Source organism: Entomoplasma ellychniae (genome assembly GCF_002930155.1).
Lineage (GTDB): Bacteria > Bacillota_I > Bacilli_A > Mycoplasmatales > Mycoplasmataceae > Entomoplasma > Entomoplasma ellychniae.
This window is the reverse complement of the sequence record NZ_PHND01000001.1, coordinates 297,612-324,611: the sequence shown is the minus strand read 5'-3', so window position 1 is coordinate 324,611 and position 27,000 is coordinate 297,612. Positions and strand designations below refer to the sequence as shown.

General features: G+C 25.4%; 19 protein-coding genes. 13 read left to right on the top strand and 6 right to left on the bottom strand.

The window, feature by feature from the left end:
* The first annotated feature begins 2 nt into the window (after window positions 1-2).
* The 9 genes from parE to EELLY_RS01400 all read left to right on the top strand — a co-directional run bounded on the left by parE (window position 3) and on the right by EELLY_RS01400 (window position 15,031).
* The gene (gene parE, locus EELLY_RS01435; RefSeq protein WP_104205734.1) at window positions 3-1,928 is read left to right on the top strand and encodes a DNA topoisomerase IV subunit B; all 1,926 of its coding nucleotides are present in this window, start codon (window positions 3-5) and stop codon (window positions 1,926-1,928) included.
* A 21-nt stretch (window positions 1,929-1,949) separates the two neighbouring features.
* Window positions 1,950-4,685, top strand: coding sequence for a DNA topoisomerase IV subunit A (gene parC, locus EELLY_RS01430; protein ID WP_104205733.1), 2,736 nt, complete (start codon window positions 1,950-1,952; stop codon window positions 4,683-4,685).
* Between the two features lie 92 nt (window positions 4,686-4,777).
* Complete coding sequence (locus tag EELLY_RS01425) at window positions 4,778-5,785, top strand: alpha/beta hydrolase (protein WP_104205732.1); 1,008 nt, start codon at window positions 4,778-4,780, stop codon at window positions 5,783-5,785.
* A gap of 121 nt (window positions 5,786-5,906) precedes the next feature.
* Window positions 5,907-6,050 carry a hypothetical protein gene (locus EELLY_RS04170; protein ID WP_181021037.1) on the top strand — a complete coding sequence of 48 codons (144 nt, stop codon included), beginning with the start codon at window positions 5,907-5,909 and terminating at the stop codon, window positions 6,048-6,050.
* Window positions 6,051-6,270: 220 nt separating this feature from the next.
* The gene (locus EELLY_RS01420) at window positions 6,271-8,982 is read left to right on the top strand and encodes a DEAD/DEAH box helicase family protein (RefSeq protein ID WP_104205731.1); all 2,712 of its coding nucleotides are present in this window, start codon (window positions 6,271-6,273) and stop codon (window positions 8,980-8,982) included.
* 179 nt (window positions 8,983-9,161) lie between these two features.
* Window positions 9,162-9,896 carry a MurR/RpiR family transcriptional regulator gene (locus EELLY_RS01415; RefSeq protein WP_181021036.1) on the top strand — a complete coding sequence of 245 codons (735 nt, stop codon included), beginning with the start codon at window positions 9,162-9,164 and terminating at the stop codon, window positions 9,894-9,896.
* Between the two features lie 68 nt (window positions 9,897-9,964).
* Window positions 9,965-11,860 carry a PTS transporter subunit EIIC gene (locus EELLY_RS01410; RefSeq protein WP_104205729.1) on the top strand — a complete coding sequence of 632 codons (1,896 nt, stop codon included), beginning with the start codon at window positions 9,965-9,967 and terminating at the stop codon, window positions 11,858-11,860.
* A 14-nt stretch (window positions 11,861-11,874) separates the two neighbouring features.
* Window positions 11,875-13,269, top strand: coding sequence for a glycoside hydrolase family 1 protein (locus tag EELLY_RS01405; protein ID WP_104205728.1), 1,395 nt, complete (start codon window positions 11,875-11,877; stop codon window positions 13,267-13,269).
* A gap of 172 nt (window positions 13,270-13,441) precedes the next feature.
* Complete coding sequence (locus EELLY_RS01400; RefSeq protein ID WP_104205727.1) at window positions 13,442-15,031, top strand: hypothetical protein; 1,590 nt, start codon at window positions 13,442-13,444, stop codon at window positions 15,029-15,031.
* Between the two features lie 7 nt (window positions 15,032-15,038).
* On the opposite strand, the gene EELLY_RS01395 is transcribed toward EELLY_RS01400, so the two are convergent.
* Window positions 15,039-16,061: an alpha/beta hydrolase gene (locus EELLY_RS01395; RefSeq protein ID WP_104205726.1), complete on the bottom strand. Its 1,023-nt coding sequence runs from the start codon at window positions 16,059-16,061 to the stop codon at window positions 15,039-15,041.
* 80 nt (window positions 16,062-16,141) lie between these two features.
* Between EELLY_RS01395 and recD2 the strand changes: the two genes are divergently transcribed.
* The 4 genes from recD2 to EELLY_RS04245 all read left to right on the top strand — a co-directional run bounded on the left by recD2 (window position 16,142) and on the right by EELLY_RS04245 (window position 21,802).
* The gene (gene recD2 / locus EELLY_RS01390) at window positions 16,142-18,373 is read left to right on the top strand and encodes an SF1B family DNA helicase RecD2 (protein WP_104205725.1); all 2,232 of its coding nucleotides are present in this window, start codon (window positions 16,142-16,144) and stop codon (window positions 18,371-18,373) included.
* Window positions 18,374-18,502: 129 nt separating this feature from the next.
* Entirely contained in the window at window positions 18,503-19,129 is a 627-nt protein-coding gene (locus EELLY_RS01385) for a hypothetical protein (protein WP_104205724.1), read from the top strand.
* A gap of 158 nt (window positions 19,130-19,287) precedes the next feature.
* A complete protein-coding gene (locus tag EELLY_RS01380) occupies window positions 19,288-19,602 on the top strand; it encodes a BspA family leucine-rich repeat surface protein (protein WP_104205723.1) in 315 nt (104 codons plus the stop codon).
* Between the two features lie 145 nt (window positions 19,603-19,747).
* Window positions 19,748-21,802: a BspA family leucine-rich repeat surface protein gene (locus EELLY_RS04245; RefSeq protein ID WP_219818099.1), complete on the top strand. Its 2,055-nt coding sequence runs from the start codon at window positions 19,748-19,750 to the stop codon at window positions 21,800-21,802.
* A 56-nt stretch (window positions 21,803-21,858) separates the two neighbouring features.
* On the opposite strand, the gene EELLY_RS01370 is transcribed toward EELLY_RS04245, so the two are convergent.
* From EELLY_RS01370 to guaA, 5 genes are all read right to left on the bottom strand, one after another.
* Entirely contained in the window at window positions 21,859-22,845 is a 987-nt protein-coding gene (locus EELLY_RS01370) for an aldo/keto reductase (protein ID WP_104205722.1), read from the bottom strand.
* Between the two features lie 84 nt (window positions 22,846-22,929).
* Window positions 22,930-23,289 (bottom strand): MerR family transcriptional regulator, encoded by a 360-nt coding sequence (locus EELLY_RS01365; RefSeq protein WP_104205721.1) that lies wholly within the window; start codon window positions 23,287-23,289, stop codon window positions 22,930-22,932.
* A 391-nt stretch (window positions 23,290-23,680) separates the two neighbouring features.
* Window positions 23,681-24,013, bottom strand: a complete 333-nt coding sequence (locus tag EELLY_RS01360; protein ID WP_219818098.1) for a hypothetical protein — start codon at window positions 24,011-24,013, stop codon at window positions 23,681-23,683.
* A 145-nt stretch (window positions 24,014-24,158) separates the two neighbouring features.
* Complete coding sequence (guaB, locus tag EELLY_RS01355; RefSeq protein WP_104205720.1) at window positions 24,159-25,286, bottom strand: IMP dehydrogenase; 1,128 nt, start codon at window positions 25,284-25,286, stop codon at window positions 24,159-24,161.
* A gap of 87 nt (window positions 25,287-25,373) precedes the next feature.
* Window positions 25,374-26,912: a glutamine-hydrolyzing GMP synthase gene (guaA, locus tag EELLY_RS01350; protein WP_104205719.1), complete on the bottom strand. Its 1,539-nt coding sequence runs from the start codon at window positions 26,910-26,912 to the stop codon at window positions 25,374-25,376.
* Between the last annotated feature and the right edge of the window lie 88 nt (window positions 26,913-27,000).

Below are 27,000 nucleotides of genomic sequence, written 5' to 3'. Positions count from 1 at the left end.
CAATGGCTAAAGAAGTTAAATATGATGAATCCGCTATTCAGGTCCTGGAAGGACTAGAAGCAGTTCGTAAACGTCCTGGAATGTATATTGGTTCAACTGACACACGTGGACTTCACCATTTAGTTTGAGAAATAGTTGATAACTCAATTGATGAAGCTTTAGCTGGATATTGTAATGAAATTAATGTTGTATTAGAAAAAAATGGAAGTGTCACTGTTTCAGATAATGGAAGAGGAGTTCCAACAGGAATGCACGCGACTGGTAAATCAACACCAGAAGTAATTTTTAGTATTTTACATGCTGGTGGTAAATTTGGTGGAAGTGGATATAAAACTTCTGGAGGATTACATGGAGTTGGATCAAGTGTTGTTAATGCTTTATCTAAAAAATTCAAAGTAACAATTTATAGAGATAAACAAGTTCATGAAATAGAGTTTGGTAATGGTGGGAAATTAGTTCAACCATTAACTCAAGTTTCAACAACTTATAAAACAGGAACTATGGTTAACTTCTTACCAGATGATTCAATTTTTAATACAACTAAATATTCATTTTCAGTTATTAGTGAAAGATTAAAAGAATCAGCTTTATTAAATTCAGGATTAAAAATAACCTTAGAAGATAAAATAAATTCTAAATCAGTTGAATATCAATTTGAAAATGGATTAATTGAATTTGTTAAAGAATTATCTAGTGAGTTTACACCAATCACTGAACCTATCACAATTAAAAATGCAGCTAAAAGAATTGAATCTGAAATATGTTTACAATATACAGAAGATTTTAATGAAACTATTTTAGGATTTGCTAATAATGTTAAAACAGGAGATGGTGGAACACATATAACTGGATTTAAAATTGGATTAGTTAGAGCAATTAATGATTATGCTAAAAATAACAAAATATTAAAAGATAAAGATGCTCGTTTAGATTCAAATGATTTAAGAGAAGGATTAGTAGCTATTGTGACTGTTAAGATTCCTGAAGATCTAATCGAATATGAAGGACAAACAAAAGCAAAACTAGGAACTCCAGATGCTAAAAATGCAGTTGAACAAGTTGTTTATGATTTTATGAACTTTTGATTAATTGAAAATAAAGTTGCTGCTACTAAAATTATTGAAAAAGCAATTCTCGCAAGAAAAGCAAGAGATGAAGCTAGAAAAGCCAGACAAGCTGTTAGAGATTCTAAAGGTAAAAAAACATCAAGAACAATGCTTGGAAAATTAACACCAGCTCAAGGTCGAAAAAAAGAAATTAATGAATTATACCTTGTTGAAGGAGATAGTGCTGGGGGTAGTGCTAAATCTGGCAGAGATAGAGTTTTTCAAGCCATTTTACCTTTAAGAGGAAAAGTGATTAATTCTGAAAAAGCTAAGTTAAATGAATTGTTAAAAAATGAAGAAATTCAAACAATTATTGCAGCAATTGGAGCTGGAATTGGTCAAGATTTTGATGTTAGTGATATTAACTATGGAAAAGTTATTATCATGACTGATGCTGATACTGATGGAGCACATATTCAAACATTATTGTTAACTTTCTTTTATAGATATATGAAAGATCTTATAACTAACAAACATATTTTTATTGCTTTACCTCCATTATATAAAGTTACATTTGCTGATAAAAAATTCATATACTTGTGAGATGAAATAGAATTAAATGACTTTAATAAAGTTAATTCAAAGAAATTTGAATTACAAAGATATAAAGGGTTGGGTGAAATGAATGCTGATCAATTATGAGAAACAACAATGAATCCTCAAGCTAGAAAATTAATTTTGGTAACAATTGAAGATGTATTATTAGCTGAAAAATCATTTAGAACCTTAATGGGTGAAGATGCTGAAAAAAGAAAAGAATGAATACAAGAAAATGTTAAGTTTACTTTAGAAGATGAACAAATAGATATTATTAATAATTAAAAAAAAGAAAGGAAAACTAATATGGCTAAAAAATTAATAGACAATTCAAATGTTGAAAATCAAAAAGGTATCATTAGTTTTCCTTTAGATGAACTAATGGGAGATCGTTTTGGAAGATATGCTAAATATATTATTCAAGAACGTGCACTACCAGATGCAAGAGATGGATTAAAACCAGTTCAAAGACGTATTTTATATGCAATGAATGAATTAGGATTAACATCAGAAAAAGCATACAAAAAATCAGCTAGAGTTGTTGGAGAAGTTATTGGTAAGTACCACCCTCATGGTGATACTTCTATTTATGATGCGATGGTTAGAATGAGTCAGTGATGAAAACTAAACATGCCATTAATTGATATGCAAGGAAACAATGGGTCTATTGATGGTGATAGTGCAGCTGCAATGCGTTATACTGAAACACGTTTAGAAAAAATTTCTGATTTATTATTAGATGATTTAAATAAAAATACAGTAGCATTTGCACCAAACTTTGATGATAGTGAAAAAGAACCAACAGTATTACCAGCATACTTTCCAAATATCTTAGTTAATGGATCAACTGGAATTGCAGCTGGTTATGCTACAAACATGCCACCACATAACTTAGGTGAAATAATTGATGCAACTGTTAAGTTAATCAGAACACCAAATACTAGAATAGAAACTATTTTAGACGTTGTTAAGGGCCCAGATTTTCCAACTGGGGGTATTGTTCAAGGGCGTAACGGAATTAAAGATGCTTTTGAAACTGGTAAAGGTAAAGTTATTATTAATTCAAAATGACATGAAGAAAAAAATAACATTATTATTGATGAAATACCATACGAAGTTGTTAAACAAGATTTAGTTAAAAAGATTGGTGATGTAATTGATGCTAATCCTGGATTAGGTATTTTAGAAGTTAGAGATGAAACTGATAGAAATGGTTTAAGAATAGCGATTGATTTATCTGATAAAGCTAATATTGACACTGTGAGAAAATTCTTATTTAAATCAACACCATTATCTGTTTCATATAACTATAATAATGTTGCTATTGTTGACTTACAACCAAAACAATTAAATATTGTAGCATTACTACAAGCATATATTAACCACTACAAGCAAGTGTTTACATACAAAACTCAATTTGATTTAAATAAAGCAGAAAAAAGATTAGAAATTGTTTTGGGTTTGATCAAAGCAATGGATATATTAGATCAAGTTATTAGAGTGATTAGAAAATCTAACAATAGAATTGATGCTATTGAAAATTTAATTAATGAGTTTGCATTTACTCAACCCCAATCACAAGCTATTGTTGATATGCGTTTATATCGCTTAACTTCAACTGATGTTGTCAAACTAGAAAATGAAAAAAATGAATTATTAGATAACATTAAACTATTAAAAGAAATTTTAAATAGTAGCGAAGTATTAGATGAAACTATTGTTGCTAGATTAAAAGAAGTTAAAAAACAATTTGCAATCCCAAGAAGATCAATTGTTGAAAATGATGTTGAAAACCTTGATGTTGAAGCTAAAGAAGTTTTAGTTGAAAAAACATTTGATTTATGAGTGTCAAGAGATGGTTATTTAAAAGCAATTGAATCTAATCTAATTTCAAGAAATGATCCATTATTATTTGGAAGAAAACCAAATGATATTTGAATATCAAGTGGTGTTGTTTCTAACTTATCGCATTTGTTGTTAATTACTAATAAAGGGACATACTATTCAATTCCTTTATATAAATTGGCTATGAATAAATGAAAAGAAATAGGAGTGCATGTTAATACAATAGCTACAATGGACCCTTCAGAATACTTAATTAGTAGTTTTATAGTAAATGGTTTTGATCAAGCAACTCAACAAATTTTAATTACTTCTAAAAATGGTAATATCAAAAGAACCCCAATTAAAGATTTAGAAACTAAAATCTTTACTAAAGCATTTAGAATAATGAAAACACTTAATGATGATGAAATTGTTAGCGCACAATTAGTTGGCTCTAAAACACAAATTGTTGGAATCATTACTAAAAAAGGATATGGTGTTTGTTATAACATTGAAGATGTTCCTGTGCAAGGAACTAATTCAAAAGGGGTTAAAGCAGCTAATTTAAATGCTGATGATGAAATTGTTTCTGGATTAAGTTTAAACCTTAATGACTCAATTGTTTTTTTAACTGAAAAAGATGGAATTAAAAAATTAAGATCAAATATTTTACCAGTTTACACAAGACCAAAACGTGGGGTTAGAATTCTTCCTGAAAGAAAAAGAGGAACTGAAGATATTATTTATGTTGCTAAGTTTAGTTCAAATGAAGAAGTTATTATTAAGGCAATAGATAAACAAGATGTTTATCATGAAGCAAATATTTCAAAATATCATCATGTGGAATTAACAAGCGTTACTGGTGATTTTGAAATTAAAGATATTTTGCATGCTAGTTTTCAAAATTTTAATATTAGTATTAATAATGATATTCCACCATCTTCATTATCAGCTAGTGATGATAATGAAGGTTATGTGTCGAAAGCTCAAATTAGAGAAAAACAAGAATTTAATAAAACTAAAGTATCTTCAAAAGTTGTAATAAGTAAAACTAATAAAGAAGAAAGTGCGCAAAGAATTCATTCTTTATCATCTGGTCTTGGAGATCTTTTAGGTGACATTTCTTCACTACTAGATAATGTTGGTGCTAATAAACCAAAAGATAAAAAAGAAAAAGTTAAAGATATACAATTAGAATTAGATGATTTATTTGATTAAAGAACAATATGAGTTCTTTTTTTATTTATTTGCACACTTTAAATAGTATATAATGATAAAAGATATTTTAAAAATAAAGCAAGGTAATTAACATGAATCAAAACAGTAAAAATTATAAATACAATTTAAAAACTATAGTTTATACAATTTTTAATTTTATTAAAGTAAAAAAAGCTTCAAATGCTAACTTTGAAGCTTATAAAGACTTTTGTTTAAATTATCCAAGAGTTAGTGATTATTCAAAAGCATTAGATGAACCAATTATTGTTAACTCATATGAAGCACACATTAAAGATCTAAAATGAAAAGAAATGAGTTTAACAACTTTTGATAAAAAAGATATTAAAACATTAAATTTAAATTTGAATGGTAAAAATATTAGTTGTATTTATATAACTAATCCTAATTCTAATAAATGGGTTGTTGGGATGCATGGTTGAACAGAAGACAAGTATCTTGCTTTAAGATTAGTATTTCATTACTGACAAGCTGGATATAACGTATTAACATTTGATAGTTATGCTCATGGTGATACTTATGGTGATAATACTGATATTGGGCTATCATCATTACCAATTGTTGAAAAAGTAGTTGATTATATTAAAGTTGAATTTAAAGCTTCGCATATTGGATTAATTGGTAATAGTATGGGGGCTTCTTCAGCTGTTTTATATGCACAAAAAGCTAACAATAAAGAAATGATTAATTGAATTGTTGCTGATTGTGGGTTTAATGATATTAAACTGCAATACAGATATTATAATCAGCAAAATTTTGCTAAACAAGATTGATATAAAGTTTGTTTTGCATTCATTAAGAAATTTTCAAAAATTACAAAATCAAATCAAAATAAATTTAATTTAATGAAGAAAATGAAGTTAGCTAAAGAAATACCAATATTTTTTATTCATTCTAAGAAAGATACATTTGTTCCTTGTTTTATGAGTGAAGAAATGTTTGTTGAAAAAGTAATTTATGAGAAAAAAATAATAAGTGAACTTTGAACACCAAATTCATCTGGTCATGTTTGAATTATTGCTGATTTAAATAAAGATTATGTAGAAAAAACAATTGCTTTTGCAAACAAAAATGAAAAATAATTAGTTATTTATTTTAACTAATTATTTTTTTGTTTATTAAGATTACTAATTTTTAAATTAATATCTCAAGCAAATAGTTTTACTAAAAAATAAACTAAGACTAAACTAGGAAACATTAATAATGAAAACAAAAAAAATAAAACTATTATTAGCTATTTTAATACTGATACTGCCTATTTGTGTACTTTTTAATAATTTAAATTTTTCAAAAAAAGTTAAAAATGATAATTATGATAAAGTAGAAATTAAGTACAATAAAATTTAAAAAGAAAGATTTTTCAAATAATTATATTGATTTAAAATTAAAAAATCAGGAAAAATTATAGTTCTATAATGATATTTGAAATTATACTAATTCTAAAATAGAAAGCCTAAAGATACCACAAGTGGAGTCAAAGAAGGATGTCTATTTTAATGAAACTATAAAAGTTTCATTAAAAACATAAACTATGAGAAAATATAATAAATAGAAAAGGCATAAACTAATGAAAGAAAAACTTTTTACAAATAAAGATGAGCAATCGCTTTTAGAGGAAATAAATAATGAAATTATAACTTCTAAAGAAGTTTATTTAATTTATCCTTTTATATCTAAAAGTATTTTAAATAAGATATCTAAAACTTTTGAGTTTTGTAAAAACAATAATATTAAGATTAAAATTATTTCAACTACTTTTGACGATTTATCTCAATTTAATAATTTGAATGAATTAAAAATATTAGTTGAAAAATATTCTAATATTAAAATTAAAATTGAAAATAACTTAGAAAGAAATAGTGAAAGAATTCATATTAAAGCATCTATTTTTAAAAAAGAAAATGGTTTATCTACTGCTATTATAGGTTCATCTAATTTAACTGTTAAAGGTATGATTTCTGGAAGGGAATGAAATATCAAACTTACAGAAAAAAATAATAAAGATTTAATTGAAAAAATGATTAATGAATTTGAAAGTTTATGAAAAGAAGAACTTATTGATTTTTCAGATTCATTTGAAAGAGATTTATTAATTCAAAAAATCAAAGAAAACCAAGAAACACTATATAATTCAAAATTAGAATTACTAACTAATAGTTTGACTAAAAAATACTTATATAAATTTCAAAAAGATATTGTTGATAAATTAAGTTATCGAAGATATACAAATAAAAATAAAAACTTAGTAATTATGGCTACTGGAACTGGTAAAACCTTAGTATCTGCATTTGATTACAAAAGACAAGTAGATCAAGCTAAAACTAATCTTAGAATTTTATTCTTAGCACATCAAAAAGAAATAATTGATCAAGCTATTAAAACATATCGTCAAGTGCTTGAAGACAATGAATTTGGTGATGTTATGTATGATGGAACTATTAATAATAATCCAAAGAATTTATTTGCAACAATTCAAACTTTGTCAACAAGGCTTAAACTGTTTAAACCAAATGATTTTGATATTATAGTTTTTGATGAAGCTCACCATATTTCAGCGATGTCTTTTGATAAAGTATTTAACTACTTTAAACCAAAACAAATTCTTGGATTAACAGCAACTCCAGAAAGAGAAGATAACAAAGATATTAAAGCATACTTTGACAATGAATATGCAACTGAATTAAGACTATGAGATGCTATTAATCAAAAATTATTATGTCCTTTTGATTATTATTGTATTGATGATACAAATACTAATCTAAATGGTGTTGATTTAAACTCTGATAAAGAAATATTTAAAGTTATTAATACAGATTCTAGAAATGAATTATTATATAAAACAATTAGTAAATATTTAGGAGTTCATGCAAGGCCAACTACGCTTATTTTTTGTGTTACTGTAAAACATGCAATTAACATAGCAAACTACTTAAAATCAAAAAACTTAAAAGCTGAAGCTTTAACTTCAGAAAATACAAAAGATCGTAAAAGAATTCTACATGAATTTGCAATTGGGCGTATTAATTATTTATGTGTTGTAAATATTTTTAATGAAGGTGTAGATATACCTGAAATTAATACGATAATTTTGTTAAGATCAACAAATTCAAAAACAGTTTATTTGCAACAATTAGGTAGGGGCTTAAGAAAAACTGAACTTAAAAATAAATTAGAAGTATATGATTTAATTTCAAATATTGATAATAAATATGATATCACACTAGGAATTAGAAATTTATTTAATCCAATGATAAAAAATAACAAATCATTTAGTGCAAAAGAGGGTTTGCCTTATAATTGCACTATTAATTTAGAAAAACATACAGAAGAAATTATAATTAATAGTTTAAAAAAATGATACATTAATAAAAATTCAATAAAAAGTTATATTGTTGAATATTATGAAAAATATCAAGATGATGCTTTTAAAATGTTATTAAAGGATTATGAAATTTCAATTTTAGATTTTTATAATAACTTAGATAATTTATTTATACCAATAGCCAAACAAATAAATCAGTATAACCCTTTTGAAAATGATATAAAAAGAAATAAAAATATATTAAAACAATTTTTATTTTTAGATAACTATAAAATTGTTAAATATTTTTACAACAGATTAACTTTAAAAATCACAAATAAAAAAATTGATTTAGATTTAGATAATTTATTAATAACTTCATGTTTATATGAAATAACAAGTATGGAAAAATTTTTAAGTTTATATCCAGAATATCTACAAATTAATGATCTTGTTGAACATTTCATTTTTCATAATAAAATAATTGTTGAAGAATTAATAATGATTTTAAAATATAAGTTGGAAAATGAAACTTTAATATTTGCCAATGAAGTTGAACCTTTATTAAACCTAAAAGCAACTTATACAGTAAAACAAGTATTATCAGTTGTTAATCGTACAAATTTTTTACACTATCGAGACGATTTAAAAGTTTTAACATTTCAAGCTGGATATTTAACTTTTGATAATTCAAAACAAATTATTTTAGCAGATGAAGATAGTGAAAATTATGGAAAGAAAACTAAATATCAAAGTGAAGATAAGCTTTTTTACTGATCTTTACCTGAAAAAATGACAATTAGAAATAAAATTATTAAAGACTTTGAAAATAAAACTATTAAAAAGTATTTGTTTATTCATGATAAGCAAAACTATAATACAAAAAACTTATTTTTAAAACTATATAAATTCGTTGGAATTGGTAAATTTGAAGAAATGCTATTTGAAGATGTTTTAACAGTTAAATTTAAACTATAGTAATGCTAAACATTTTTACATAAGCAATGTATGTAAAAAAAATAAACTAAAATTTGAGTAAAAACATTCAAAAGTTGTTAGAATTCAAGATATCTTTTATTAAAAATCTATCCTTATAAAACAGGTTTAATCGTTTTTAATAAACAAATATGGATTATAATAACAATAATGGGGTAAAAATGAGAACTATAGGCAGACTAAAAGAACTAGTTAACTACAACAATGGTCTTGATTCTTTAATAGCACATAAAATTTTATTAAACTATGAACAAAACAAGAGTATAAAACCAAAAGTAATTTCTCAATTATGTAATGTTTCAGTTTCAACATTAACACTTTTTTCTAAAAGATTAGGCTATGATGGATATTCAGAATTATACTACAGGGTTATGATAGAAAAAGAATTTTATAAGACTGAAAAAAACATCATTTCAAATAATAAAGAAAACAATGATCCTAAAATTTTGGATTTAGTTAAAAGAATTCATAACAGCGAAAAAATATTTTTTTTAAAATCAGAAGAAACTTCAAGTGTTTTTATAGATTTTTTGATCAGTATTCTATCTTTTGAAAAAAAAGTTGTTTTTACAAAAAGAAGGAAATTAGAAAAGTATTATGCTAATTTCATAGATAATAAAACTTTGTTTATAGTTTTTGTAACAGGTTTAGAAATTAGTGAACTGTGAAATAATATAGACTTATATATGAACTATAAAGTAAATATATTTTTAATCACAACTGAAGCAAATCGTGATTTAGTAAAAAAATATAAATTAGAAGATTCGTCATATTTTGTAGAAGATCAGATAAAAAGTAAAGAATTTATTTTAAGAACCATGTATAGAACTCACAATATTGATGAGTTAATAATAAAAATAACTGAATATTACACAAAAAAATTTTACAATCAGTAAAATTTTTTTCTTGTTTTTAATTATAAAATTAAAGTAGTTAGAAAAATTTCTAACAATGAAAGGTAAATATGGAAAAAAGTAAATATTATGAGTATGCCTTAACTTTTTTTAAAGCTATTGGTGGTATTTCAAATCAGACTAATGTTTATAATTGTATGACAAGACTTAGATTTAAAATACTTGACAAAAAGTTAGTAAACGAAGAAGAAATCAAAAAAGTTAGTATTGTAAAAAACACTAATTGAAATGGTGATGAATTACAAATTATTATTGGTGGTGATTGTTATAAAGTTAAAGACCAGTGTAACATTATTTTAAATGAAAGTATATCTTTAGAAAAAGCTATTGAAAATTTTTATAACCAAAAAGATGATTTTATTTTAGAGAAAAGTGAATTAGAAGTTAAAAAAAATAATATTAAATTCACTAAAAAAATAATGCCTGCAATTACAGCGATTGTATTCCCAACAATTCCTATTCTTATAGGTAGCGGAATTATTGGAGGAATTCAATCATTATTAGTTATTTTACATGTTTTGCAAACTCCCGCTCCTGGGGGCAGTATAACAGATTTAAGTTTAATTAGTGCTATTATGTTTGTAGCATCAAAGGTTGGTTTAGAATTAGTTGGAGTGGTGTTTCTTATAAGTGTAGTTAACTATCTTAAAGGTGATATTTATTTAGCAATATTTTTAGCCTTAGGATTAACTTCAAGATATTTATTTGGTAATGGTTGAGATCTATTCACACTTTTTGGACAACCAATAACAATTAAATCTTACGAGGGAACAGTGCTGCCTATGATTGCAGCTGGATTCTTATTACACTATATAAATAAATGAGTAAAATCATGAATGCCAACTCAAATTGATGTTGTATTTAGACCTGCAATTGTTTTTTTTACTTGCTTTATTATAATGTTGTTTACTATTGGGCCATTCTTTAGAATAATAGAACAGTTTATAAGTAAATTTGTTATTTTGACAGGTAAAATACCTGGGGGAATCGGAACGGGTATATTAGCTATGATATGACAACCTCTTGTTCTTACTGGTACACATGTAGCTGTTGTAACTGCTATAACTTTACCCATGACAACCACAGGAGAACCTTCACCAATGTATACAGCGGTTCAAATTGCTGTCATGGGTCAAATAGGAGCTAGTGTTGCAGTTGCTATTTTAGCAAAAAATCAAAAAACTAAAATTGCAGTTATGGGTGGTATTCCAGGTGCTATATTTGGAATTACAGAACCTTTAATTTATGGTATCAATTTACCTAAAATAAAACCTTTTTTATTTGGTTGTATAGGTGGATTATTTGGTGGTCTTTTAGCTGGTGCAACTGGTGTAGCGCAGTTTCAAAGAACAGGAACTGGTATAATGTCATGAATGGGACTTGGAACTGGTGTTAGTTTATACATGGGAATTATTTCAGGATTTGTTTCTTTAGGCGTAGCATTAATTATATCTTTGTTGCTATTTAAAGATAGAATACCAGAATATATTTTAGTTAAAAAAATTAATAAAAAAACTTTCAAAAAAAATACTAACAAAACTCTTTCTGAAGTAGTTGCAGTTTTAAAAACTAATGAAGTTATTAAAAAATATGAAGATTTATTGCAAGGTAAAATAAAACTTGACAGTACTATAGAGATTTTAGAAGAAAATCAGAATCAGACTAAATTTAAAATAAAAGAAAAAGCTAATAAACTACACTTAAAAGGTCAAAAAGAAAAAGTAGAGATATTAAGAATAAAATATAATGAATATTTAGTTAATAAAATATCAATTTTAAGTAATAAAAGAAACGCTCTAATTTTAGAGTTAGAAAAAGTTCAAGAAAGATATAATTTGTTAATTAAAGATTTAACAAACAAAATTAAAAATGAAATTAAAAATGAAGATATTTTAATAAAATATAAAGAAGCTTTAAATTCAATTGAAGCTTACTATTCAAATTAGAAGAGGTAAATAATATGAAAAATAAATTTCCAAATAATTTTTTATGAGGAGCATCAACTAGTGCTTATCAAGTTGAAGGGGGTTGAAATCAAGATGGAAAGGGACCATCAATACAAGATGTTAGAACTAATATCCCTGAAGGCACAACTGACTTTAAAATTGCTTCAGATCATTATAACAAATGAAAAGAAGACGTTGCTTTAATGGCTAAAATGGGGCTTAAATCATATCGATTTTCAATATCATGGTCTAGAATAATGCCTTTAGGGTATGGTGAGATAAACAAAGAAGGCTTAAAGTTTTATAAAAATTTAATTAAAGAATTAAAAAAATACAATATTGAACCAATTATAACAATGTATCATTTTGATTTACCTTATGGTTTAGAAAAACTTGGTGGATGATTAAACCCTGATATAGTACAATACTTTGAAAAGTATGCTGAAACTTTATATACACATTTTGGTGAATATGTTAAATACTGATTAACAATAAATGAACAAAATGTAATGATACTTTTTGGAGAAATAGTAGGTATAGATTTATCTAAATCTGAAAATAAAACAAAGGATTTATATAAAATAAATCATCATATGATGTTAGCTCAAGCAAAAGCAATTATAAAATGTCACAAAATGGTTAAAAATGGTCTTATTGGTCCTGCACCAAATATTAATCCGGTTTATGCAAACTCAAATGATCCAATTGATCAAATCGCTGCATTTAACATGCGACATTTTAGAAATTGATTTTATTTAGATACTTGTATTTTTGGTGAATATAACAAAAATGTTATTAACTATTTAATTAAAAATAATGCAATGTTTCAAATAACAGATGAAGAACAAAAAATTTTAAAAGAAGGTAAACCAGATTTTATTGCCTTTAACTATTATGCTTCTTCAACTGCAAAGTTTACATTAGAAGAAGATTTTGAAAGCATAGCAGATCAACAAAAAATAAAAAGTTTAAAAGGTTTATATCATCAAGTCAAAAATGACAATTTACCTAAAACTCAATTTGGTTGAGAAATTGATCCATTAGGATTTAGAATAGTATTGCGTGAACTTTGAGATAGATACAATCTTCCTTTAATGATTACTGAAAACGGTATTGGAGGGTCTGATACATTAGAAAACGGAGTTGTAAATGATCAATACAGAATTGATTATTATCAATTACACTTAGCTGAATTGAAAAAGGCAATTTTACTAGATGGTGTTAATGTTATTGGATATAACCCTTGAAGTGCTATAGATTTAGTTTCAACACATGAAGGTGTTAAGAAACGATATGGTTTCATCTTTGTTGATAGAGATGAATTCGACCTAAAGTCTTTAAAAAGATACCCAAAAAAAAGTTTTTTTTGATATAAAAAGCTAATCACAGAAAATGGTGAAAACCTTTAAATATAAAATGTGGAAGTAAATAACAACTAAACTGTAAACTGATAATTTTGGCAATTTTGTTAAATATCAGTTTTTTGTCTTTTAATTCTAATTCATTTTCTTATTAATTAAACTTTTAAATAAGTTATAATAAATAGAAATAATCATATAATTAATTAGGGAAAATAAGTAAATGAAAAAAAATTTTAAAATTTTAATTGCTAGTTTATCATTAACAACTTCTATTTTGTATACTCTAAACATTTTTCAAACTGAGCAAAAAGTTTATCAAAGTTTTATTCATGATGATCTTTTAAATAAAATTGTTTCAAATCAGCAAATTCAATATACTGATTTTATTTCACCATCAATAACAAGCACAGAGCAAGAAAGTATTTTGTATTATGGTAGAGTTTTAAAATACTATTATGCAAATTCAATTAAAGTTGATGATGAAGATATTAAAAAATTAGAATCATATTTTGAAAGTTTTAGTGCTGCAGATAAAGCATTTGCAATTCAAAATTTACTTTCAACTACAATCAATATCAGTATTTATGGTTCAAGTAGTGATGCTGAATTTTTTGCCGAAGCTTTTTCAAAATGATTAAATACACCTGATAAACAAAAAAATAAAAGTTGAGAAATTACAAATGCTTTTTTTATTGAAATTTTTCCTGATATTTTAAAACAAGGAGGAGTTTTAGAAGATACTCAACAAAATATTGTAGATATTGTTAACAAAAAAATACACACAGAAAGTTCAGTTATTTATGATACCACTTTAAAAAGCATTGATATTGATTCAAAAAGCGTTAATTTAAAATACAGTTCAAGCATAGAAAATTACTGAATAGGTACAAAACAAAACGGGACTGGAGCATTAGATTATATTAGCAAACAATTTTCATCACAAAATTCTTTTGCTTTTAAAAACGCTTATAGCGTTGTACAAAATTGAATGTATGATTCATACACCCCAGCTTCTTTAGAATCAATTGCTAGTTTCAAAGCTTTTAATAAAAATAAGTATTCAAATTTTGAAGCATTAGATGCTAAACTTTCACTAGTTTCAACAGCAAATGATGGAGTTAGTAGATTACCATTTAAAAAAATTTATGACGCTTTAGAAGAAACTTATCTAAAACAAATACCTAAAAGTTCAATTGATTTTGAGCAATGAACTTATGCGGACACACAAAAATTAAAAGAATTAACTTTATTTTTGTACAACATGTTATTTTCACTAATATCAAACGACTCATGAGTTGAAAATTTACTTACTGGTTTTATTGTCTCTCCAGATTTCCCTTTAAAGTCAACTAAGGCTAAAAATATGCAAAATGTAATGGGGAACACTATTACAACTAGTAAAACTAGCTCAACGCAAAAATCAAATCAAGGTGCAGAATATTCATACATTGTATTAACAGGGGTTAGCTTAACATATAAAGAATTTAATTCTCAATATAAAATGGGGTTTTGAAGTTCACCAGCAAAATTCAATACATTAATTCATGAATTTGGTCATGCACTTGATGCATTTGGAAGTAAACAAATTTCAGCTAGATCTAAAAATTATAAAAAAGATATATATTATAAAAAAATGTATTCTGGAAATATTTTTGGTGATTATATTCCAACCTTTGATTTTACTTTCCAATTTTGAAAAGACCCTTCATCAATAATAATAATTGGTGTAATTGGAATTGTTAGTGTGGTGTCAATAACTTATTTAACATTAAATTATAAATCGCGTAAAAAAAAGGATAAAGAAGATTAATATAAAATTATTTTTTAACTTTTTTAATAAAATTATTTATTAATTTATTATATTCATCTTGATGTTTAACAATACTTTCACTGTGTCGCGCATTCTCAAATAACTTTAATTCTGATAAAGAACTAAAGTTATATTTTTTTTGTTCATAATATGTAACTATTGAATTATGATAAGTAATAAAATCATCTTTTTTACCATGTATAAATAATATTGGTAAATCTTTTATGCTTTCAAGATTGATCTGAGTATTCATATCATTTAAATTTGTTTTAGAAACTTTTTTAAATCTTCCATTTATATTAAAAGAACAAAAATATCAAGCAACTCATTTAAAATATCTTTTTAAAAAAAATCTTATTTGTTCAACTGGTTGGGTTAAAGCACAATCTGAAACTAATCAATCAACTTTATTAGTTAGATAAAATTGTTGAGCTCAATAAACAGCAGTACCTCCCCCCATACTTATACCAATCACACCAATTTCTTCGACTTTATTATTGGATTTAATTCAAGTTATAACAGTGTTTAAAAGTTTTGAATTAGTAACCCCAAAATCTGAATACTCACCAAAAGTGTCACCATGTGCATATGCGTCAAAACTAACAACATTATAACCTTGTTTAAATAAATTAATCCCATTTCTAATTCCTAAGTATTTATTACGTTTAAAACCATGTAAAGCTACAACTCATTTATTTGTTTTATTATTCAACATCACACAACTAATTGATTGATTTTTTTTATGTTGAATTTCAAATGTTTTAATTGCACTTGGGTCTATTTCTAAATTTTCTAATTTCTTTGCTTTTATATCTTTTAAAAAGTGATTAAAAGTATTAACTTCATCTCCATTTTCATCAAGCCCTTTTCTATCATATTTAAATAAATATGGATTAAAAAAAAGAGTTACGAATCAACTTAAAGGATAAATTATAGGAAATAAAAGAATTACTCAAAATCTTTTTCAAAAAGTATATTTGTATTTTTTTAAATATTTTTTACTAGTTTTTAAATTATATATTTTTTTCATATCATACCTTTTTCTTAATTATACAATTTTACTCTCTTCATAGCTAATTTTAATATAAAATTTAATAATGAAAGGCTTATATGCTAAAAAGTAAAACATATCGTGGATATTTAATTAAAAATGGTGTATTAAATGATTCTGGTTGAGGAACTGGAATTTTTAGTATGGAAGATAATGAGAAAAACCAATTAAGTATCAAAGGAATTATTGGTTCTATGACTAAAAAAACTTTATATGAAATAACAGGTGAGTTTGAAGAACACCCAAGATATGGAAGAAGTTTTAAAGTAACTGGTTTTAGAAAAGCACCAATCCATTCTACAAAAGAACAAATTAATTTTTTATCAGGTCCAAGTTTTCCTGGCATTGGAAAAAAAACAGCTGAAACGATAGTTAACTTTTTTAAAGAAGATGCGATTGTTAAATTAAGTGAAAACTTAGATATTTTAGATCAAATTCCTGATTTACCTAAATCTTTTATTCCAGTGATTATTAACGGAATAAAAGACAATATCGAAAAAGAAGGTCAACAAAGATTAAGATACATCTTTTTTGAAAATGGATTAAAAACTTCTATTTTAGATTGAATGGAAAACAAATTTGAAAATGATAATCAAACTATTCAAAATAATTTTGAAAATAATTTTTTGTCATACACTTATCAAAAGAATATAGCGTCATTTGATGACCTAGATAAAGTGGCTGTTTGATTTGGATTAGATTTAAATTCAGATGAAAGAATTGGTTATTGAGCTTGAAAATTAACAAATGAGATATTATTTGATAAAGGTGATTCTTATACTGATAAAAATGTTTTATCAAGACTATTAATTAAAAAGTTAAATATTTTACAACCAGATTTAATTATGAAAGGATTTTTATTTGCTAAAAAAGAAGGTATTTTAGTTTTTGAAGATAATAAAATATACACTAAAGAATCTTATGAAGAAGAGAAAGTAATTGCTGAAAAATCTTTGGCATTTTGTAAATTAAAATCAAAACCAGTTAATCAAAACAAATTAGACTTTGAAATAAGTTTGATAGAACAAGAAATAGCTTATAAAAATAATATTCAAGATTTTAAATTTGATGATATTCAAATTCAAGCTTTAAAAACTTTTGCTAATAATCGTTTATTAATTCTTACTGGTGGACCTGGGACTGGCAAAACAACTTTAATTGAAGCCATGGTTAAATTATTTTATAGACTAAATAATTCAAATAATTTCGCAATAGCAACCCCAACTGGAAGAGCTGCTAGCAGAATTAGAGAAACTTTTAAAAATTCTAACGCCACAACTATTCATAAACTATTGCAAGCAAAAGATACTAATGAGTTTCAAATTAATGAAAATAATCTTTTAAAAGAGCAATTAATAATCATTGATGAGTGTTCAATGGTTGATAGTTGATTATTTTCAAACTTATTAAAAGCTTGTGATAATGTTGAAAAAATAGTTTTTGTAGGGGATGCTAATCAATTACCAAGTGTTGGGTATGGAAATGTATTTAAAGATATGATCCATAGTAAAACAATTACAACAATATTTTTAAATCAAATACATAGACAAAAAAACAAAAGCGAGATTATAGATATTGCTTATAAAACTTTAGCAAAAAAATTAGAGTTATCAGACATTATTGATAAAACAAGTATTTTTTCACAACTAGACAAAACTAATGAAGACGTTTTACACCAAATAACTGAAATTGTAAAAAACAATTGAGATGATTTAAAAACAAAACAAAATTTTTTACAAATCATTTGTCCCATGTATGGAGGAAATTTAGGAATTGATGAAATCAATGCTGAAATCCAATATAAATTTAATAAAAATATTAATGATAAAACAAAAATATTTCAAAGAGGGGATTATAGATTTGTTGTTGATGATAAAATTATGTTTTTAAGAAATGAACCTGATTATGATTTATCAAATGGTGATGTTGGTAAAATTGTTGCATTTCAATATAATGCTTATAAGCGTTTAAAAGCTGTTGTATGTGAATTTAATGAAAAAGAAATAGTTATTAAACCATCTGATTTTATTGATGTCAAATTAGCATATGCTACTAGTGTTCATAAAACTCAAGGAAGTGAATATCAAAACGTTGTATTAGTATTAGATAATAATCCCTATAATTCAATATTTTTAACTAATTCACTTATTTATACAGCAATAACAAGAACTAAAGAAAATTTACATATTTTTAGTAGTTCACATACATTATTTGATGCAATCGAAAAAGACGAACGATTAAGACAAACAACTTTAGTTAATAAACTATTAACTATGAAATTATTTAAATAAATTAATCAATATAAATGTTTTAAGAATTGATACTAACTTGTATTAGTGATTTTTAATTTTTATTATTTTATTAATGTAAAATTATTATAAGTTACCAATAAACTTATAAAAAGAGAGAAAACAAATAATATGGATAAAAGACAAGTATATTTAAAATATTTATTAACAGTGGCAACACTTGCATTATTAATTAGTATTTCTACAATTTTTATTTATTTAAGAAAACAACCAACAAGTATTGTTCCATCATGATTAACTTCAGTTGTAGTGTTATTTTGAGTGATAGGTTTTAGTTTGTTGTTTATTTATTGATTTGTTAAATTAAAAGATATTTTTATTTCAAAAGAATTTAAATTTTCAAATAAAGATAAAAGGTTTGCTATGTATTCTTTATCATGCTATGTAGCTGAAGCTATTGTTGCTATAATTTTTATTATTTTAGCACACTATACAAAAATACTTATCTGAGAATACATTTTACATATAGTTATAATAATTGTTTTATCGATGATTGGTTCAATATTAGAATTATATTCAAGAATTCAATACCAAGTTTATTTAAATCAAAAAGCATATACTTCATATGAGGAAAATAAACAAAAAATAGTTAAAAATCTTTTAAAAGAACATGAGTTAGATAAAAATCAAGCTGAAGTATTAGCAAGTAATCAAAATAGAACTAAACAAGCCCAAGAAATACTTCAACAAGATATAACAAATAGAAATAAAATTAATCCATTTGACGAAGAAATATAAAAAATATTAAGTTTTTTATTTGTTCTTATTTTTTATCACTTTGTTGAATGTTGATGATTTTTATTTTGATTAATTAATAACTTCACTCATTTTTTTGCAAATTCATTATTAAATTTAATTAAGGGACAAGCAATTGAAATAAAAGTAATGATACTAATATGTCATTAATGTTTAGAAACGCAATTAATTTTAATCAAGATTTAAATAATTGAAACACTTCAAAAGTGATTAATATGTACAGAATATTTCAAAATACTTTATCTTTTAATCAAGATATTTCAAATTGAGATACGTCAAAAGTTACAGATATGTCATTAATGTTTTGAAATGATTATTTTCCATCATTTAATGGTAAAGAAATGAGCTTTGATCAAGATTTAACTAATTGAAATGTTAGTCTGGTTACTAAGCATATAGAATTTTGAAATGACAAAAATATAAAATGAGATAAACAGCCAATTTTTACTAAATAAAAAGTTAATTAAAAATGCAATATTAGAAATAAGTTTAAAATCAATATTATTTGTGATTTCAAACTTATTTTCTTAATGTATTGTTGTTGTTTTTTTTTTTTTTTTTGCAATAATTGAGTTGAGTTTAATTAACTTGGAGGCAAAAATGAAAAAGAAAAAAATATTATTTGCAATAATATCATCTTTACTACTTACAGTTGTAATTGCTGGACCCATAATTTATGTTATGAATAAAAAACAAAAACCAATTGTTAATGAGAAAAAAGAAAATATTTCATTAATCAAAGATAAATTACAAAATATTTTAAATTCAAAAAATGATGGTGAATGAAGTGTTGAAGAATTAAATCAAGCTATAATTACTGCTAATATTGATGTTGCTGGTGGAATCGTTGTTACTGCTGGTGAAAAATCACAAAACTTTGAAAATAAACGTGATTATCATGAAGATACTTACATTTTTACTGGTAATGGAACTTCTGAAAATGCTTATAAATACACTGGTTCTATTAATTTAATTCATGAGTGAAATGAAGTTAACGATACAACACAAGATATTTCTAAAGTTGAAGATAAATTACAAAATATTTTAAATTCAAAAACTAAAAGCGAATGAAGTATTGAAGAATTAAATCAAGCTATAATTGATAAAAAAATTGATGTTGATGGTGGAATTGAAGTTGCAAAAGCAGAATTAGAACCTTTAAAAAATGAATCAACAACAGTTGATCAAATAAAATACACTTTTACAGGTAAAGGTGAAGTTAATAATAATTATAAGTATAATGGCTCAATTGAATTAGTCACACCAATTATTTCTGGTGAATCATTAGCAGATAATATTACTGTTTATCAAGATCAAAATGGAAATTTATTGCAAACTAGTGAGATGAATTTTTCAAATTTAAATGCAGTTGAAATATATAAAATTGGATTTAAAACAGATGGTTCTACAATTCAAAATTTGAAAACTGTAAAATCATTACCAAGCACATTACCTAAAGAAATAACTTCATTGAAAGCTTTTTTTGCAAATTCTTCATTAAATTCAATTAAAGGGATAAGCAATTGAGATACATCAAATATTACTAGTATGGAAGAAACGTTTAATGGTGCTTCAAATTTTAATGGTGATATCTCAAATTGAGATACATTAAAAGTGACTAATATGTTCAGAATGTTTCAAAATGCTAAAAATTTTGATCAAGATATCTCTACTAAAAATGTAAAAGATCAAAATGGAAAAGAATATACAGCTTGAGATACAAGTAATGTTACCCAAATGGGGGCGATGTTTAATGGTGCTTCAAATTTTAATGGTGATATCTCAAATTGAGATACATCCAAAGTGACTAATATGTTATTAATGTTTAATGGTGCTACATCGTTTAATAGTGATATATCAACTAAAATAGTAAAAGAAGAAAATGGGGAAAAATATACAGCCTGAGATACAAGTAATGTTACCCAAATGGGAGCGATGTTTCAAGGAGCATCAAAATTTAATCAAGATATATCTAAATGAGATACATCAAAAGTTACAGATATGTCATATATGTTTAATTACAGTTCTTCGTTTAACCAAGATTTATCCGAATGAAAAACTTCAAATGTTACTAATATGCAGGTGATGTTTCAATGTGCTTCAAATTTTAATGGTGATATCTCAAATTGAGATACATCAAAAGTGAGTAATATGTCTTATATGTTTGTTTTAGCCGATTCATTTAATCAAGATATAGCAAATTGAAATACATCAAAAGTTACAAATATGTCAGTAATGTTTGCTGGGGTTTCATCGTTTAATAGTGATATATCAACTAAAATAGTAAAAGATCAAAATGGGGAAGAATATACAGCCTGAGATACAAGTAATGTTACTAATATGTCTAATATGTTTCAAAAAGCATTAAGTTTTAACCAAGATATATCAAATTGAAATACATCAAAAGTCACAAATATGTCAGGAATGTTTTGTGATGCATTTTCATTTAATCAAGATATATCTAAATGAGATACATCAAGAGTTACAGATATGACTCAAATGTTTTGAAATGATCATTACCCTTCATTCAATGGTAAAGAAATGAGTTTTAATCAAGATTTAACTAATTGAAATGTTAGTCAGGTTACTAAGTATACAGAATTTTGAAATGACGAAAATATAAAATGAGACAACCAACCAATTTTTAATAAATAAAAAAACTTAAATTATAAAAAACTATTTGCCTTTTATATTAAGGAACAAATAGTTTTTTATTTATCTATATGGTTTTCGTTTTCTTGACTATATCTATGGCCAAGCAATTCAATACTATCTAGTATTTTTTTAATATTATCTAACTCCTCTTTGGTAAATTTAACCATAGCTCCAGAAATATTTTCTTCAACTCTTGTTATTTTTTTAGTTCCAGGGATTGGGACTATTCATGGTTTTTGCGATAATAACCAACCAATAGCAACAGCTGCTGGCGTTGTTTGTTTACTAATAGCTAATTGCTCAACATAACTGACCAACTTAAAGTTATGTTCTATATATTCAGGTGTATTAAGTCTTGGAACAGTATTTCTAAAATCACCTTCTCCAAAAATGTGCCCTGGTTTAATAGTACCTGTTAAAAAACCTTTACCTAATGGTGAAAATGGAACAAATCCGATTTTCAATTCTTCTAAAGTAGGAAGGATTTCTTTTTCGACTTCTCTTCAAAACATTGAATATTCACTTTGCAATGCAGTAACTGAAAATACTGCATGAGCTCTTCTTATTGTTTTTGGAGAAGCTTCACTTAAACCTCAATGCTTAATCTTACCTTGTTCATAAAGTTCTTTCATAACTTCTGCAACTTGTTCAATTGGTGTCTTAGGATCAACTCTGTGTTGATAGTATAAATCAATGTAATCTGTTTGTAATCGCTTTAATGAACCTTCTATTGCTCTTAAAATACTATCTCTGCTACTATCTAAACCAGTTACTTTTCTATTATCAAATGAAAAACCAAATTTAGTAGCAATAACAACTTTATCGCGCATATCTTTAAAAGCTTCACCAACGACTTCTTCATTATCAAATGGTCCATATATTTCAGCTGTATCAAAAAAAGTAACACCTTTTTCATAAGCTTGCCTTAAAAATTTTACAGCTTCTTTTTTACTTGGAAATGGTGGTTGACTAAAACTTAAGCCCATACACCCCAGACCCACTTCTGATACAATTAAATCTTTACCTAATGTTCTTGTTTTCATATAATTTACTCCTTTAAGTTTTTCAACTCAAATTAATCATATTTCATTAAACCTACTTTAATGCAAGTAAAAATAAAAAATTAATTATTTTTTATTTTTATATAAACTTTTTTTATATTCAATAAATTTTAATTGCTGTTTTAGTTCTTGAATTTTAGCTAAAACAATTTGTTCTTGATCTAACATCATTTTTAAACGTTTAGGATAAGTGTTTTCACCTTCCATTGCTAAATTAATATATTCTTTAATTTTTATTAAACTCATTCCTGACTTTTTTAAACATAATACAATTTCAATTCAATTTATTTTATCTTCATAAATAAACCTATAATTGTTTTCATCTCTTTTGAAAAAAGGAAATAAACCTTTTTTATCATAAAATCTTAATGTGTGTTCTTCAATCCCAAACTTATCAGCTATTTGCTTCATGTATATTTTCTGCATATTTTTCCTTTTAATTAATTATTGATTTAATTATATTGCATTAAACCTACTTTAATGCAAATGAAAATAAAAAACAACTTAAGTTGTCTTTTGATTATTAAAAAATGTTTATCTTGCTTTAACTTTTAATTTTTTTATCAAGGTTTTGAACTTTATCTTGTTTTGCATTTATTTTTTATAGCGTCGCTATTTGCTTGGATATCTATTTTTGATGCTTTTACTAAATTATCAAAATATAATTTTGAATTTTCTATATTACTTGATAAATATCTTTTGCATTCTTTTGGAATAAATTATATATTTTTTTGCCTTTTTAACATTTCTTTCTATTAATTTAATTATAAATAAAAAAGAATAATAAAAAAATCCTTGTTTTTGACAAAGGATTTTTTTATTTAGCTGTTTTTTTTGAAGGTGTTTGTGATAAAACACTTGCTGCAACACTTTTTGATTCTTCACTAAATCTTTTATCTTTTAAAACTTTTGAAGCTTTTGAAGCTTCTTTTTGTGAGCTTTTCTTATTTGAATTGCTTTGAGATAAAGCACTTCCTGCTAAACTTTTAGAAGTTTTGCTATATTGATCATCGTGTAATATATCCACTGCTTTTTTAGTAACACTTGGTGATGTTTGTTTGTTTTGAATCTTAGATGATACTTCAACTGTACTTTTTGAAGCTTTGTCTTTAACTACATTATTATTTTTTTTACATTTAAAAAATCACATTTCTTTTTTCTCCTTTAGTTTTTTAATTGATAAATAAATTATAATTCTTTTTTTCAAAAAAAAACTAAGTTTTTATTTAAAAAACTTAGTTAAAAAAAGATAAATTATTAAAGATTAAAAAGTTTCTATTCACTATCAACCTTTTCTATTTATAATTTGGAGCTTCAGCTGTTATTTGAATATCATGAGGGTGAGATTCTTTTAAACTTGCGCTTGTAATTCTAACAAATTTTGCATTTTTTCTCAATTCTTCAATAGTTTTATTCCCAGTGTAACCCATTCCACTTCTTATACCACCAATCAATTGAAAAATTACATTATTTAAATCACCTTTGTGTGGAACAATACCTTCAATTCCTTCGGGAACTAACTTTTTAGCCCCAGTTTGAAAATATCTATCACTACTTCCACGTTCCATAGCAACCAATGAACCCATCCCTACATATGTTTTGTACGTTTTACCATTAATGTGAATTTCTTTGCCAGGTGCTTCATTAGTTCCAGCTAACATGCTTCCTAACATAACTGATTGTGCTCCAGCTGCAATTGCTTTAACAATGTCTCCAGAATATTTTATTCCACCATCAGCAATAACAGTGACATCTTTTTCTTTTGCTCATTCATAAACATCATTGATTGCTGTAATTTGTGGCACACCAACTCCTGCAACAATTCTCGTTGTACAAATGCTTCCAGGGCCAATTCCAACTTTAATTCCATCAACTCCTGCTTCGTATAAAGCTTTAGCTCCTTCTTGAGTACAAATATTACCACCAATTATGGGTAAATCTTTATAAATTTTTCTAATACTTTTAATGGTATCTAATATTCCTTTACTGTGACCATGCGCTGAATCAACAACAATTACATCAACTCCTGCTTGAACTAAAATTTCAACTCTTTTTAAAGTTTCATCATTGACTCCTACCGCGCCACCAACTAATAACCTTCCTTTTTTATCTAATGAAGCATCTTTTAAATTTACTACTAGTTTATTTTTAACTGTAATTATTTGTTCTGCTTGTTGTTGTATTGAAAAGTTTTTATGAATAATCCCTATTCCCCCAACACAAGCTATTGCTATTGCTAGTTCAGACTCTGTAACAGTATCCATAGCAGCTGATATAATTGGGATATTTAAATAAATATCTCTTACAAATTTTGTTTTTAATTCGGTTTGATGTGGCAATACTTCAGAATAATTAGGTACTAAAAGTACATCATCAAATGTCATCGCCTGATTTATTATTTTTCCGTTCAAATTATTTTTCATAATTCCCTTTCAATGTCTAAAATGTTAATTTAAATAATAACATAAAATATTTAAAAATATTAATATCTTATCTTCAGTTGTTTTATTTTATTCTCATTCAATTGTTCCTGGTGGTTTTGAAGTTATATCATAAACAACACGATTAACACCTTCAACTTTATTAATAATCTCATTTACAACAGAATCTAAGAATTCTCATGGTAAATGAGTCGAAGTAGCAGTCATAAAATCAATAGTATTAACACTTCTTAAACCAACGACTCAATCATATGTTCTATTATCTCCCATAACCCCAACTGTTTTGACAGGTAATAGTGTTGCAAAAGCTTGAGAAACTTTTTCATATAACCCCTCTTCTCTTAAACGTCTAATAAAAATTTCATCCACTTTTTGCAAAATTAAACATTTTTCTTTAGTAACTTCTTCAATTACTCTTATACCAAGTCCAGGCCCTGGAAAAGGATGACGATCAATCATATGTTTAGGTAATCCTAATTCTAATCCAACTTGTCTTACTTCATCTTTAAATAAGTTTCTAATTGGTTCAATTAATTCAAATTGCAAATCATCAGGTAATCCACCAACATTATGATGTGATTTAATAACTTTTGCAGCTTTAGAACTTGAAGATGACTCAATTACATCAGGATAAATAGTTCCTTGTGCTAAAAAATCAGCATTTTTGTAATCTCTTGCAGCATCAACAAAAACATCAATAAAACATTTACCAATTGCTTTTCTTTTATCTTCAGGATCCTTTAAGCCTTTTAATTTTTCAAAGAAAATACTTCCTGCGTCATACTTTTTAATATTAATGTCAAAATTGTCTTTATAAGCATTCATAACTTCTATATCTTCATTTAGTCTTAATAAACCAGTATCAACAAATATACAAGTTAGTTGCTTACCAATTGCTTTACCTATTAAAGCAGCTACAACTGATGAATCAACTCCACCAGATAATCCTAAAATAACTTGTTTATCTCCAACTTTAGCTTTAATTTCATTAATTTTTTCTTTAATAAAATTTTTTAAACTTCAATCTTTTTCACAATTAGCAATGTCAAATAAAAAATTTTTTAACATAACTTCGCCTTGCAAAGAATGAGTAACTTCAGCATGAAATTGAATTCCAAAAATAGGTTTTGTAATTGAACCTATAGCAGCAATGCTAGTATCTCCATAACCTAAAATTTCAAAACCTTCGGGAACTTTAGTTACATGATCAGCATGACTCATTCAAACCTGAGTTTGTTTATCTACATTTTTAAACAGTTTAGAATTTAAATCTTCTAGTTTTAAAGTTGTTTTACCAAATTCTTGAGCATTAGCTAACTCTACTTTTCCACCAAAGTGTTCTGTTAAAAGTTGCATTCCATAACATACGCCTAAAATAGGCACTGGTAAATCTAATATTTTTTTATCGATTGTGTAGGCATCTTGTAAATAAACACTTGAAGGTCCACCAGACAATATGATAGCTTTTAATTTTTTGTATTCTTTTATTTTTTCAAATGTTGTGTCAAAATGCAATACTTCTGTATAAACATTAGATTCTCTAATTCTTCTAGCTAATAATTGCGTATATTGACTTCCAAAGTCTAATATTAAAACTTGTGTACTCACGTGTTATCTCTTCTTTTCTATAATCTTTATATATTTTATCTTAACAAAAAAATAACATTTTGGAGATTTGAATAATATTTTACAGATT